General features: G+C 64.9%; 12 protein-coding genes and 1 pseudogene. 11 read left to right on the top strand and 2 right to left on the bottom strand.

Annotation, left to right across the window (positions count from 1 at the left end; genetic code table 11):
• A pseudogene (locus tag KDB67_RS17840) lies at positions 1-248 on the bottom strand (ATP-dependent DNA ligase); the annotation flags it as partial.
• A 66-nt stretch (positions 249-314) separates the two neighbouring features.
• Here KDB67_RS17840 and KDB67_RS17845 point away from each other — a divergent pair.
• The 7 genes from KDB67_RS17845 to KDB67_RS17875 all read left to right on the top strand — a co-directional run bounded on the left by KDB67_RS17845 (position 315) and on the right by KDB67_RS17875 (position 8,158).
• A complete protein-coding gene (locus KDB67_RS17845) occupies positions 315-1,148 on the top strand; it encodes a Ku protein (RefSeq protein ID WP_291018471.1) in 834 nt (277 codons plus the stop codon).
• A 434-nt stretch (positions 1,149-1,582) separates the two neighbouring features.
• Entirely contained in the window at positions 1,583-2,926 is a 1,344-nt protein-coding gene (locus KDB67_RS17850) for an MFS transporter (RefSeq protein ID WP_291018474.1), read from the top strand.
• A gap of 61 nt (positions 2,927-2,987) precedes the next feature.
• Positions 2,988-4,283 carry an alpha-hydroxy-acid oxidizing protein gene (locus tag KDB67_RS17855; protein ID WP_291018609.1) on the top strand — a complete coding sequence of 432 codons (1,296 nt, stop codon included), beginning with the start codon at positions 2,988-2,990 and terminating at the stop codon, positions 4,281-4,283.
• A gap of 74 nt (positions 4,284-4,357) precedes the next feature.
• A complete protein-coding gene (locus KDB67_RS17860) occupies positions 4,358-5,047 on the top strand; it encodes a TetR/AcrR family transcriptional regulator (RefSeq protein ID WP_291018477.1) in 690 nt (229 codons plus the stop codon).
• An 88-nt stretch (positions 5,048-5,135) separates the two neighbouring features.
• Positions 5,136-6,353 carry an acyl-CoA dehydrogenase family protein gene (locus tag KDB67_RS17865; RefSeq protein WP_291018480.1) on the top strand — a complete coding sequence of 406 codons (1,218 nt, stop codon included), beginning with the start codon at positions 5,136-5,138 and terminating at the stop codon, positions 6,351-6,353.
• The gene (locus KDB67_RS17870; RefSeq protein WP_291018483.1) at positions 6,350-7,357 is read left to right on the top strand and encodes a phosphotransferase family protein; all 1,008 of its coding nucleotides are present in this window, start codon (positions 6,350-6,352) and stop codon (positions 7,355-7,357) included. The genes KDB67_RS17865 and KDB67_RS17870 overlap by 4 nt, the downstream gene beginning before the upstream one ends.
• 81 nt (positions 7,358-7,438) lie before the next feature.
• Positions 7,439-8,158 carry an alpha/beta hydrolase gene (locus KDB67_RS17875; protein WP_291018486.1) on the top strand — a complete coding sequence of 240 codons (720 nt, stop codon included), beginning with the start codon at positions 7,439-7,441 and terminating at the stop codon, positions 8,156-8,158.
• A 71-nt stretch (positions 8,159-8,229) separates the two neighbouring features.
• On the opposite strand, the gene KDB67_RS17880 is transcribed toward KDB67_RS17875, so the two are convergent.
• Positions 8,230-8,922 (bottom strand): histidine phosphatase family protein, encoded by a 693-nt coding sequence (locus tag KDB67_RS17880; protein ID WP_291018488.1) that lies wholly within the window; start codon positions 8,920-8,922, stop codon positions 8,230-8,232.
• 246 nt (positions 8,923-9,168) lie between these two features.
• Between KDB67_RS17880 and KDB67_RS17885 the strand changes: the two genes are divergently transcribed.
• The 4 genes from KDB67_RS17885 to KDB67_RS17900 all read left to right on the top strand — a co-directional run bounded on the left by KDB67_RS17885 (position 9,169) and on the right by KDB67_RS17900 (position 12,443).
• A complete protein-coding gene (locus KDB67_RS17885) occupies positions 9,169-10,416 on the top strand; it encodes an AAA family ATPase (RefSeq protein ID WP_291018490.1) in 1,248 nt (415 codons plus the stop codon).
• 176 nt (positions 10,417-10,592) lie between these two features.
• On the top strand, positions 10,593-11,681 hold the full coding sequence (locus KDB67_RS17890) for a MerR family transcriptional regulator (protein WP_291018492.1): 1,089 nt from the start codon (positions 10,593-10,595) through the stop codon (positions 11,679-11,681).
• Between the two features lie 115 nt (positions 11,682-11,796).
• A complete protein-coding gene (locus KDB67_RS17895) occupies positions 11,797-12,045 on the top strand; it encodes a type II toxin-antitoxin system prevent-host-death family antitoxin (protein ID WP_291018494.1) in 249 nt (82 codons plus the stop codon).
• Positions 12,039-12,443: a type II toxin-antitoxin system VapC family toxin gene (locus KDB67_RS17900; RefSeq protein ID WP_291018496.1), complete on the top strand. Its 405-nt coding sequence runs from the start codon at positions 12,039-12,041 to the stop codon at positions 12,441-12,443. The genes KDB67_RS17895 and KDB67_RS17900 overlap by 7 nt, the downstream gene beginning before the upstream one ends.
• Positions 12,444-12,599 lie beyond the last annotated feature (156 nt).

Below are 12,599 nucleotides of genomic sequence, written 5' to 3' on the forward strand. Positions count from 1 at the left end.
AGCCACGCGGGCGCGCCCTCGGGTAGATGCTTCTCGAAGAACGCGGCCGACTGCACGCCGCCGGGCCAGCGTTTGCGGGTGATGATGCGGCCCCGCACATGCGGCAGCAGGACGTCGGCGATGCGGTTGTAGTAGTCGATGACGTCGTATTTCCGGATGCCATCAGCCGGGTACAGCACTTTGCCCAGGTTGGTGACGGCGACGGTGCGGCCGTCGATGTCGAGAATGTCGCCCGCCATGACCACCATTGTGCGCCCCGCCCGGCGCCTCTCGACACACGACGCGATCTTGACGGTGATGGCACAATGGCCGACATGCGCTCGATCTGGAAGGGCGATCTCAGCTTTGGTCTGGTGAATGTTCCGGTCAAGGTGTACTCGGCCACGGAAAGCCACGACCGCACCTCGCATCAGGTCGACTCCGCCGACGGCACCCGTATCCGGTACCGCCGCGTCCGCGAGGGCACCGACACCGAGGTCGACTACGCGAAAATCGCCAACGCCTACGAGACCGATTCGGGGGAGACGGTGATCGTCACCAAGGACGATCTGGCGACGCTCCCGGTCAATCGGTCACCTGAGATCTCCATCCTTGAATTCGTGCCCCGCGAGCAGGTCGACCCGATCTATTTCGACAAGCCGTATTACCTGGAACCGGCGTCGAAATCGCCGAAGGCGTACACGTTGCTCGCGAAAGCGCTCGAGGCGACCGACCGGCTCGCCGTCGCCGAATTCACGTTGCGCAACCGGACGCGGTTGGCGGTGGTACGCATCATCGACGGCGTGATGACGCTGCAAACCCTGCTGTGGCCCGACGAGGTGCGTCGTCCCGACTTCAAGTTCCTCGACACCGACGTCGAATTGCGGCCGCAGGAACTGGAGATGGCTGCCTCGCTCATCGAAACGATGGCCACCGACTTCGATCCGAGCCGGTTCGAGGACAAATACCAGATCGAACTGGGTAAGCTCATCGAATCCAAATCCGAAGGTGGACAGGCATTCCCGGAAACCGAGGAACCCGAATCCGACGACGATTCGGAGGTTGCGGACCTGCTTGCGGCCCTGCGGGCCTCGGTGAAAGACCGCGCCCCGCAACGGGAGTTGGCGGAGGACGCGCCGGTGAAACAACCGAGGCCCCTAGCCGGTTGATCGCCGGTTCGTTGTTGCGTCATGTACGGCGGCTCACCGGACCCTTCGAGACGCTCGCTCCTCCGTCGCATCGCCCTCAGGGATCAAGAAGGTTGCCGCGAAACGCAACCGCAGATATGTCTGAGGTGAGGCGAGTCGGTCGCGGGCGCGGTCGAATCAAGAGGTTGCCGCGAAACGCAACCGCAGACATGTCTGAGGTGAGCCGAGTCGGTTGCGGGCGCGGTCGAATCAAGAAGGTTGCCGCGAAACGCAACCGCAGACATGGCGCGTGATTATCGTGACGGAGGCAGTGCGGTGGTGACCGAGCATCTTGATCCCTGAGGCCGAAGCGACGAAGTCGCGAGGGTCGCGAAGGGTCCGGTGACCAGTGGCTCCCAACGACATCGCCACAAAACCATTGGCGTCGGCAGGCGAGGATCGGGCAAGCTCGGTGGATGACATCGCAGGTCGACCTACCCAGGGTGCTGCGTCCGTTCGGGACGCGGCAGTACCGGTGGCTGGCCGCGGGCCTGGCGCTGGCACTGTTCGGCGACGGCATGTGGCTGATCGCCGTGGTGTGGCAGGTCATCGACCTCGGTGGAGGGCCGGGCAAGGTGTCGCTGGTGTCGGGCACCACCGCCGTCGGCATGCTGGTGTCGTCGCTGGCCGGTGGCGTGCTGGCCGACCGGGTGTCGCAGCGGCTGATCACGATCGGCCTGGAGGTCACCAAACTTGTCGCATTCGCGTCGGTGGGGGTGGCGTCGATGGCCGGCGTGCTGACCTTCGGGCATCTGCTGGCGGCGGCCCTGCTCAGCGGCGTCACCACAGGCATGTACTACCCCGCGTACTCGGCGATGCTGCCGAACGTCGTCGAGGCCGCCCACCTGCAGGCCGCCAACGGGGTTGAAGGTTTCATGCGGCCGGTGTTCAACCAGGCCGCGGGCCCGCTGATCGCCGGCGCCGTCATCGGGCTGGCCGCGCCGGGGCAGGCGATCGTCCTCGCGGGCATCGCTTCGGTGTTGTCGGCGTGGTGTTACGTCGTGATGGGTCCGGTCGCCCGCCGCCACGAACCCACCGACACCGGCGAAGTCGGTGCGATCCGGGGTGTGGTCACCGACATCGCCGAAGGTGTCGCCTACATGTGGCGCACACCGTGGCTGTGGGCGACGCTGTTCTTCGCGACCATCCTGGTGCTGGCCACGATTGGTCCGATCGAGGTGCTGGTGCCGTTCGCCCTGCGCGATCGTGCCGGCGGCGATGCCGGTGACCATTCGCTGGTGCTGATGGCGTTCGGGGCCGGGGCCGCGTTGTCGTCGTTGGCGTTCGCGTCGATCCCGATGCCGCGCCGCTACCTGACGCTGATGCTCGGGATCTGGGGAGTGTCCAGTGTCCCGCTCGTCGCGATGGGGTTCGCGCACAGTACGTGGATGTTCGTGGTCACCGCATTCGTGCTCGGTGTGCTTTTCGACGGCCCGATGGTCATCTGGGGCACCCTCCTGCAGCGGCGGGTGCCGCCGCATCTGCTGGGCCGGGTGTCGAGTCTGGACTTCTTCGTATCGGTGGCGCTGCTGCCGCTGTCGATGGCGATCGTCGCACCGGTCAGTCACGCGATCGGGTACACGGCGACGTTCGTGCTGGCCGGCCTGCTGCCGGTGCCGTGCGCGCTGGTGTTCTATCTGGCGGCCCGGTTGTGGCGCGACGAGATCGAGCATCCGTTGCGCGATGAGCCGGTCCCTGTGGTCGCTCCCGATACCGCGGTGTCGGCCACCCCGCGCTGCGACAGCGAGCTGTATCAGTGATTGCGGCACAAGTGGACTGATCGTTCAGCGATACGATGGCCGCATGGCAGAGCAGGCCCCGATGGCAGAGCAGGTACCGCCCGGTGCGGGGCGGATTCGGCAGAACGACATCTACGTCGCCGGGATTCACGGCCGAAAACCCAAGGTGCCCACCGACCATGCCGAATTGGAGCGTCGCGCCCGCAAGGCGATGAGTGAGCGGGCGTGGGCGTACATCGCCGGTGGCGCGGGCGAGGGGGCGACGATGCGCGCCAACCGGGCCGCGCTCGATCGACGGGCGATCGTGCCGCGCGTGCTGCGCGATGTGTCCGTCCGCTCCACCGAGATCGAGTTGTTCGGCGACACCCTGCCCGCGCCGGTGCTGTTCTCCCCGGTCGGCGCCGGGGGTCTGGTGCGCAGGCGCGCCGACGTGCTCATCGGGCAGGCCGCCGCGCAGCTCGGGGTGCCCTACATCTTCTCCAATCAGGGCAGTGCGCCGATGGAAGACGTTGCGGCGGAAATGGATCGGATCAGGCCGGGCGCACCCCGCTGGTTCCAGCTGTACTGGTCCGTCGACGACGACCTCGTCGACAGTTTCTTGATGCGCGCCAAGAAGATGGGTGCGTCGGCGATCGCCGTGACCCTCGACACCACGATGCTCGGCTGGCGTCCGCAGGACCTCAACCTGGGTTCGCTGCCGTTCGCCCGCGCCGAGGGCATCGACCAATACACCTCCGACGCCCGCTTCCGTGACATCGTCGCCGAGCGGATCCGTTCGGCGACGGCCGCCGAGAAGCCGGAGGTGACCCTGGGTGCGATCCGCACGCTGTTCTCGATCGCCCGCAACGTTCCCGGCTCGTTCCTCAAGAACCTGCCGTCCCCCGAGCCACGCGAGTCGGTGCAGACATTCCTGTCGATCTACTCGCGACCGTCGCTGAGCTGGGACGACATCGCCGGACTGCGCGAGCGCACCGATCTGCCGATCGTCCTCAAGGGCATCCTGCATCCCGACGACGCCCGCCGCGCCGTCGACACCGGTGTCGACGGCATCATCGTGTCCAACCACGGTGGCCGACAGGTCGACGGGTCGATAGGTTCCGTCGATGCGCTCGCCGCTATCGCCCCCGTCGTCGACGGCCGGATCAAAGTGCTGGTGGACTCCGGAATCCATACGGGCGCAGATGTTTTCAAAGCACTGGCGCTGGGTGCCGACGCTGCGTGCATCGGCCGGCCGCACATGTACGGCCTGGCCATCGACGGGGCCGACGGAGCACGCGACGTGGTGGCCAACATCATCGCCGAACTCGACCTGACGCTCGGACTCTCGGGTCATACGTCGGTGGCCGAGGTCGATCGGAGTGCCCTGGCCGAGGTCTAGAGCTTTACTGCCGAAACGGCCCGGAACGGAGCTAGTGTTCGGTCGGCAGTCGGTTTGCGACTATGTTTGTACCCATGAGCAGCGCGCTTGACGGACCGGGTACGGAAGATCTGGCCACCGACGATCAGGACGCAGCCACGACGGAATCCGAGGGAAACGCCGAATCCGGTGGCTGGCGCGACTTCGGTGCGCCCGAACTACCGGTTCCGCTGGCCGCCGCGCTGGAGACGTTCGCCGAGCACGGCTACCACGGCACATCGGTCCGGGAGATCGCCTCACGGGCCAACCTGTCGGTGCCCGGCCTCTATCACCACTATCCGTCCAAGCAGTCACTGCTGCAGGGGCTGCTCGAACGCACGATGATCGACCTGCTCACCCGCTCGGAACAGGCTGTCGCGGAGGCTGGCGGTGATCCGGTCGCCCGCTTCGACGCCGTTGTCGAATCGTTGCTGCGGTTCCATATGTACCGGCAGGCGCAGGCGTTCGTCGGGTCCACCGAGATCCGCAGCCTCGACGCCGCCTACAAGCCGACGTACGTGGGCCATCGGGACCGGCAGCAGCGGATGGTCGACGACATCGTGTTCGCGGGCGTCGAGTCGGGCGACTTTGCCACCAAGTACCCCAAGGACGCCGCCCGTGCGGTGTCGACGATGTGCGTCGGGGTGTCCACCTGGTTCAACGTCGACGGTCCGGTGGCGGCCGACGAGTTGATCCGGCGCAACTTGCACATGGCGCGCTGCCTGGTCGAGTACACGGGGGAATAGCTGTTTCGTTGACGCGGTGGCGGCGGCCTGGCATGGTGTAAACCGTCGCCGAGCGATCGCTCGGTAGGAGCCGTACCAGGAGAGCCCGTTGCCCATTGACCTGACCTACGACCCGTCCGTCACCGACCTCGTCGCCAGGACGACGACGTTTGTGCGCGACCACGTCCTGCCTGTCGAGAACGAGTTCCACGGCGACATCACCGCCGCGGGTGGCGACGACGTGCGCCGTCGCCTTAACGATGCCGCCCGTGAGGCGGGGGTGTTCGCGCCGCACGCCCCCGTCGAATTCGGCGGCCTCGGTCTCAACATGTCCGACCGGGCGCCCGTCTTCGAGGCCGCCGGCTACTCGACGTTCGGCCCCGTCGCATTGCACATCGGTGCACCCGACGAGGGCAACGTTCATATGCTCGCGCACGTCGCCGACGACCGCCAGCGCACCACCTACCTCGAGCCGCTCGCTCGCGGCATCGTCCGGTCGGCCTTTGCGATGACCGAACCGTCGCCGGGTGCCGGCTCGGATCCCAGTGCCCTGCGCACCCAGGCGGTCAAGGTCGACGGCGGCTGGAAGATCAACGGCGAGAAGCGCTTCATCACCGGGGCCGACGGGGCGGGCTTCTTCATCATCATGGCCCGCACCGCCGGATCGCCCGGCGACCGCGGTGGCGCCACCATGTTCCTCGCACCCGGAGATACCCCCGGCATCACCGTCAAACGGCACATCCACACCACCGACAAGGCGATGATCGGCGGGCACTGCGAGGTCGGATTCAGCGACGTGTTCGTTCCCGACGAGGACATCCTCGGCGAGGTCGATGAAGGCTACCGGTACGCGCAGGTGCGCCTCGGTCCGGCCCGGATGACACATGTGATGCGGTGGATGGGTTCGGCGGTGCGCTGCCAGGATGTGGCCGTCGACTACGTCGCGCAGCGTGAGGGTTTCGGCGGCAAGCTCGCCGACTTGGGCATGATCCAGCAGATGATCGCCGACAACGAGATCGACTTGGCAGCTTCCCGTGCGCTGCTGATCAAGGCATGTCACGAGCTGGATGCCGGTAAGCATGCCTCCGACGAGACGTCCATCGCCAAAACCTTTGCCGCCGAAGCCTACTTGCGCATCGTCGACCGCAGCATCCAGATGTGCGGCGGGCTCGGGGTATCCGAGGATCTGCCGCTGGCCCGGCTGCAGGCCGAGCTGCGGCCGTTCCGCATCTACGACGGACCCTCGGAGGTGCATCGCTGGGCGATCGCCCGACGCGCCGTGGGTCGCTGGCGTAAAGCTCACCAGGAGAAGGGATCACAGGCATGAGTCACCCGGCACTCGATTCCGCCAAACTGCACGCGTTTCTTCTCGACCAGGGTGTCGAGGTTGCCGGCGAACTGACCGTCGACCTCATCAGTGGCGGCAAGTCGAACCTGACTTTCTTTGTGTCCGACGGGAAGTCGACGTGGGTGGTGCGGCGTCCGCCGACCGGCGGGCTGACTCCGTCCGCGCACGATATGAACCGTGAATGGGCCGTCACCTACGCGCTGCAGGGCACCGGAGTTCCGGTCGCGGCGACTGTCGCCGTCGACCCCGACGGCGCGGTGCTCGGCGCGCCGTTCACCGTCGTCGAATACGTCGACGGTCTGGTGGTGCGTTCGGCCGAGGACCTCGACGCACTGTCCGATGACGACGTCGCCCGCAACAGTGAGGCACTGATCTCGACGCTCGCGTCGCTGCACGCCGTCGACTACCACGCCGTCGGTCTCGAATCCTTCGGCAGGCCAGAAGGATTCGCTGCCCGCCAGGTGAAACTGTGGGCGCGGCAGTGGGGTCATGTGAAGTCGCGTGAACTCGCCGACGTCGACACCCTGGTGGCGGCGCTGTCCGATCGAGTGCCCGCGCAGTCGCGAAACACCATCGTGCACGGCGACTTCCGCGTCGACAACACCATTCTTGCTAAAGATGATCCGGGAGTCGTTCGGGCGGTGGTGGATTGGGAGATGTCCACCCTCGGTGACCCGCTCACCGACATCGCGCTGATGTGCGTCTACCGCCAGCCCGTCTTCGACACCGTCCTCGGTTTCGACGCCGCCTGGACCAGCACCCGCTATCCGTCGGCCGACGCCATCGCCGCCCGCTACGCCGAACTGGCCGGAATCGACCTGGGCGACTGGGACTTCTACCTGGCCTTGGCCAACCTGAAACTCGGCGTCATCGCCGAAGGCATCACCCACCGCGCCCTGGCCGGCGCGGCCTCCGACGGTGCCGAACGCGCCGCCGAGGCGACGGCCGAGTTCATCGCGGCAGGTCTACGGCAGTTGGGCTGAGGGTGCCAAACTTTGCCGGCGGTTCCGGAAACCGGAACTGCCGGCAAGGTCTACGGGTGGTTCTCTCGAAAGGCTCGACCAATGCACTTCACTTCGCACCAGGTTCTCGACGATGGTCTCGCCGAGCGTCACTTCACTCTCGGTGAGATCCCCGGCATCCTGTGGACGCCCGGCACCGTAACCGCCCCACTGATTCTGCTCGGTCATCCGGGCGGGCTCGACGGTATGTATCCGCGGCTGCTCGGCCGCGCCCGTTCATCCGCTGCTCTCGGATTCGCCTCGGCCACCATCGAATTGCCCGGCAGTGGATCACGCCCTGGGCTGCCCGGTGTCGACGCCGCCCGTCGCGACCTGCGTCACGCCGTGACGGCGGGGAAGCCTGTCGGCGACGACATCGTCGACCGGCTCATCACACCGCTCATCGAACAGTCGGTCCCCGAATGGAGTCGGCTTCTCGACGCACTACCCGACATCGACGGCCCCGTCGGCTATTCCGGCGGCATCCTCGCCATCGGCGTGCGGCTGGCGCTGACCGAACCGCGCATCGTCGCGGCCGGACTGTTCGCCGGCAGCTACGTCCCCGCATCGACGTTCGACGAGGCCCGGCAGGTCACCATTCCGCTGCACGTGCTGCTGCAATGGGACGACGAAGGCAACGACCGGCAGATGGCACTCGACCTGTTCGACGCCTTCGGTTCGGCGGAGAAGACGTTGCAGGCCAGCATGGGTGGTCATCGCGGAGTCCCGGCACACGCCGGTGAGGACACCGCCCGCTTCTTCGCCCGGCACCTGCGCCGGTAGTCGTTCCAAACCCGGCCCGGCGCTACTGCTCGTATGCGGTGATGCGCTCCTCCGGGGTGAGATGAACGACGTCACCGGAAGGTGGTGACGCCTCCGTCGAGGTCGGCGAGGTGGGCGTGCTCGTTGAACGAGATCACCGACAGGCCGCTGCGGCCGGAGATCAATTTGGTCACCGACGCGTTCACCATCGTCCGCGCCAGCACCGGCCAGTGGGCGTCGGGCACCTGCCACAGTTCGGCGATCAGCGCGGTGATGGTGCCCGCAGACGACGCAACCAGCACCGTCTTGCCCGACCCTGCTTCGGCGGCAGCGGCGCGTGCGGCATTGCGGATCCGTTCCCGGTACGCCGCATACGTCTCGTGGCTGCTGCCCTCCGGAAGGGCCAGCGTGCCGTCGATCCACTCGCCGAGCCGCGCGTCGAGCAGCCTCTGGTAGGCGGCACCATCACGGAAGTCGTCGACGGTAGCCGCGCCGGTCAGATCGGGTATCTCGTACTCGTCCCACCCCGCCTCGACGACCGGCGCGGGTGCCCCCGGAAACTGCTCGAGCACCGCCGCGAGGGTCTGCTGCTGACGCGGCAACGTCCCGGTGAACGCGGCATCGACCTTCGCCACCAGCGACGACAGCAACGCCCCGGACAGCTTGGCCTGCATCACTCCGGTGTCAGTGAGACTGCCGATCGGCACCGAACTGTCGGCCGCTTCGGCGACCCCGTAAGCACTCGGATCGGCCTGGCCGTGCCGGACGATATAGATAGCACCCATACCAGCACCCTATTGCCTGCCCGGCCGGACGGTGGCAGGGGAGTGCGACCGACCAGACGCCTACCGCGTTGTGTCAGCGACAGCATCGAATTTAACAGTTAAGTGGTTGTTACTTGTAGTAATGCCACCCCGAACAGCCGAAGCGTAGCAGCTCTAAAATGGAGATGACAGTATGCGAACGGGCAACTGTTAACAGTTGATGGCCATATACTTGCAGTTGATTCGAGCGATCGGTACGCTGGTGCGATGCCGACACCCGAAGAGATCGACGCCAAGATCGCGCGCCGCGCGGCACTCAACCGAGAGTTCACGCCCAGCACCCCGGTCAATCGGCGGGCGGCCTTCTCTGGCCGCATCGATCAGATCATGCAGATCACGGCTGCCGTTACCCAGCCCGGCCGTCACGCGATTCTGTATGGTGAACGCGGTGTGGGTAAGACCTCACTTGCGAACATCTTGTCGGAGTTGCTGGTGCCGACCGAGACGGATTTCAGGGACTACGCCGTCCGCGTCAACTGCACGGTCGACGACACATTCGATACGATCTGGAGGCGGGCTTTCGATGAGCTGGGTCTCCCGTCGTCTGAGGTTCCCGAACGATTTGACAAGTTGAATCCGGATCAGCTTCGGCGAATTCTTGCAAGAGTAAAACCCCCGATGGTGATCGTTCTTGATGAGTATGACCGAGTTGAAGACGACGATGCGCTATCGTTGATAGCGGACACTATCAAATCCCTGTCTGATCATGCTGTCGAGACAAAGCTTGTGATTGTTGGCGTGGCTGACTCGATTGAGAGCCTGGTTGGTGAGCATGAGTCTATTTGGCGGGCAATTGAGGAAGTGCCAATGCCCCGTATGACAGCTGACGAGTTACGCGAGCTCGTCAACAAGGGCTTTGAAGCGGTATCAATAGAGATTGAGTCGGCCGCGGTAGAGCGGATTGTCAAATTGTCAGAAGGGCTACCATCGTATGCACACTTACTCTCTTTGAAGGTGGGCGAGTTGGTGTTGGCGGACGATAGGGACAAGATCTTGCTCGCAGATGTGGTCTCGTCCACTGACGCCGTCGTCAATAGCGCTGTGTCCAACAGGATGGACTATCATAAGGCGATACGTAGTTCTCGGCCGGAGAATCTCTACCCGCACGTCCTTGCTGCATGTGCACTCGCCAAGAAGGATGGCCTCGGCTATTTCACTGCGAAGTCCGTGGTGGAGCCGATGAGTAGAATTATGGGCAAGAAGTACGATATTCCGGCGTTTTCACGTCATCTCTCCAGCTTCATCAGTGATGACCGGGGCTGTGTCCTTCTTCGGCACGGCGAGACGAAGCGGTACACTTACCGTTTCAAGGATCCGATGATGCAACCGTTCGCTATTCTCGCAGCAATAGCCGGAGGCCTCATTCCTCAGGACTATCAAGAAGAACTGTTTACAGATCAGCGCATCGGTTCTGATTGGGACCAGGCTGCAAAGCGGTTGGGTAACAATTCCTGATCTGACGGGGGAGGCCCACCGCGTCGATCACCTCGGGAGTGACACGCGGTGAGGCGTGACCGTTCCGGTTCGTGGGGGCCTGAAAGCACGCATCGGCCCGCGTGTGGCGCGCTAAATGAGTCTCGCGGTGCCGCGGGACTTGACCTTCACGTTGGTTGAGACTGGACGATGTGACCATGACGACATCTGACCCGCAGCTCATGACGATCGGCGAGTTCGCCCGCGTAACGGGCCTGACTGCCAGCGCACTCCGCTTTTACGCCGATTCCGGGCTGCTGCTCCCGGCCGATATCGACGGGATATCGGGATACCGGCGGTACGTCCCCGATCAGGTTGCACGAGCGCGGTTGCTGCGCCGGCTCCGCGAGATCGCCACCCCACTCAGTACCGCCGCGGACATTCTCGATGCCGCGCCCGCGGAGGCCGCTCAACTGGTCGACGACCACGTCAGACAACTGTCCGAGGACGCGACGCTGGCCCGGGACCGCGGTGCCCGCATCATCGCCGATCTCGTCGATTCGCGTGGCGGTGCGCCGGTCTCCGTACGTGGTCCGGTGCTCGCCGCGGCCGTCGACCAGGTTCTCACCGCAACCGTCGACGATCGGCAGCACACGATCCTCAACACCGTCCGCATCGAATCGGACTGCACAACAGGGACTCTGACGCTCGTGGCCACCGACCGTGTCCGATTGGCGATTCGCACTCTGGCCGTTTCGGACGCAGGGGACACCAGTTGGGCTGCAACGGTTTCGGTCGACGACCTGCGCTCGCACCTGGCGACGATCAGGCGTTGCCCGACACTGACGATCGAGCACATGACGGCCCGCATCACCTTCACCTGCGGCGACAACCAATTACATTGCCGGACAACGATGGAACCGTACCCCGACTATCAACTGATGCTATCCGGGCTGCCGGACCCGACGACATTCGTGATCGTATCGGGCACCGCTCTGCGTCGAACCCTGGAAATCCTTGACGCCGACCACATCACGATGGCCATCGCGGACGCGAACCTGTCGGTGGCCCCGGCCCGCGGCACCACGCCTCCCGTCGTGCTGCCCGCGACCGTGCACGGTACACCGATGACGATCGGCTTCGCCCTCACCACCCTGTATCCCGCCGTGGCCACCGCCCTTGGCGACGACCTCCTACTCGACCTGCGTGCCCCCGACCTACCTGTCACGGTCCGCTCCGCCGACGAGGGCGACCTGATCACCCTGGTCATGCCGGTCGATCTCACCGCTGTCGATCCGATGCGGTGACGTGTGACTTTGCTGCTGATCTCGGTTTCCGGGACTGAACGCATACTCGGACTGGGCGGTGGGACGGCTGATCGCATATGTAGACCAATGTAGATCATCGGCGTACGCTGGGCATATGAAGACGATCGGTGTGCGGCAGCTTCGCCAGAACCCGTCCCAGATGATTCAGGACGTGAAGAACGGGGAGCCGTATTCGCTCACCGAACGAGGTAATGAGATCGGAGTCATCGTGCCGAGCGCGGCCCCACTGGTCGCCCCGCCCAAGAGGTCCCACGGCGCCCACACTCGTGACATTCCGCGCCGGCCGCTCACGACCGCGGACAGTGTCGACCAACTCGTCGACGAGATGAAGGGCGAGTGGTGACCACCTTCTACCTGGACACCTCGGTAGCGGTGAAGATCCTGTTCGGCGACTCACCGTCAGCGCAGCAATGGTTCGACGACGCTGTGGCGAGCGAGTCCGACAGCGTGATCTCGTCCCGGCTGTTGCAGACCGAACTGACCAGGGTGCTGCGCAGGGAAGGTCGCGACGTGCACGAGCGCGATCTGATCCAGGACTACGTCGGCATCATGCGCCTTGACCACGCTGTATTGATCGCGGCGGAGTCCATCGGTCCACACATCAAGACTCTCGACGCGATCCACCTCGCATCCGCCGTCCGGTCCGGTATCGACGACCTCGTTGTCGTCAGTCACGACCACAACGTCCAGCACGTCGCCGAGCAGTTGGCGCTCGCGGTGTTCGACCCTTGCGCGGGCTGAGCACTCCGCAGTGACCTCGTGACGTCCACCATTGTTGCCCTGTCTTGTCCTACTTCGATACAGGGTCCAATCGTGTCACGACGCACCGACAGTGGGCGGATCGCCGTCGGCCTACAACAATGCGGAATCCAGGTGTCACTTATGTGGCACCTGGAT

This window comes from Gordonia sp. (in: high G+C Gram-positive bacteria) (assembly GCF_020438995.1).
Lineage (GTDB): Bacteria > Actinomycetota > Actinomycetes > Mycobacteriales > Mycobacteriaceae > Gordonia.

What these genes read in the sequence shown, in the direction of transcription:
- KDB67_RS17845 (WP_291018471.1), top strand. Translation starts at nt 315, where the DNA reads ATGCGCTCGATCTGGAAGGGCGATCTCAGCTTTGGTCTGGTGAATGTT.
- KDB67_RS17860 (WP_291018477.1), top strand. Translation starts at nt 4,358, where the DNA reads ATGAGCAGCGCGCTTGACGGACCGGGTACGGAAGATCTGGCCACCGAC.
- KDB67_RS17885 (WP_291018490.1), top strand. Translation starts at nt 9,169, where the DNA reads ATGCCGACACCCGAAGAGATCGACGCCAAGATCGCGCGCCGCGCGGCA.
- KDB67_RS17880 (WP_291018488.1), bottom strand. Translation starts at nt 8,922, where the DNA reads ATGGGTGCTATCTATATCGTCCGGCACGGCCAGGCCGATCCGAGTGCT.
- KDB67_RS17875 (WP_291018486.1), top strand. Translation starts at nt 7,439, where the DNA reads ATGCACTTCACTTCGCACCAGGTTCTCGACGATGGTCTCGCCGAGCGT.
- KDB67_RS17850 (WP_291018474.1), top strand. Translation starts at nt 1,583, where the DNA reads ATGACATCGCAGGTCGACCTACCCAGGGTGCTGCGTCCGTTCGGGACG.
- KDB67_RS17895 (WP_291018494.1), top strand. Translation starts at nt 11,797, where the DNA reads ATGAAGACGATCGGTGTGCGGCAGCTTCGCCAGAACCCGTCCCAGATG.
- KDB67_RS17855 (WP_291018609.1), top strand. Translation starts at nt 2,988, where the DNA reads ATGGCAGAGCAGGTACCGCCCGGTGCGGGGCGGATTCGGCAGAACGAC.
- KDB67_RS17870 (WP_291018483.1), top strand. Translation starts at nt 6,350, where the DNA reads ATGAGTCACCCGGCACTCGATTCCGCCAAACTGCACGCGTTTCTTCTC.
- KDB67_RS17890 (WP_291018492.1), top strand. Translation starts at nt 10,593, where the DNA reads ATGACGACATCTGACCCGCAGCTCATGACGATCGGCGAGTTCGCCCGC.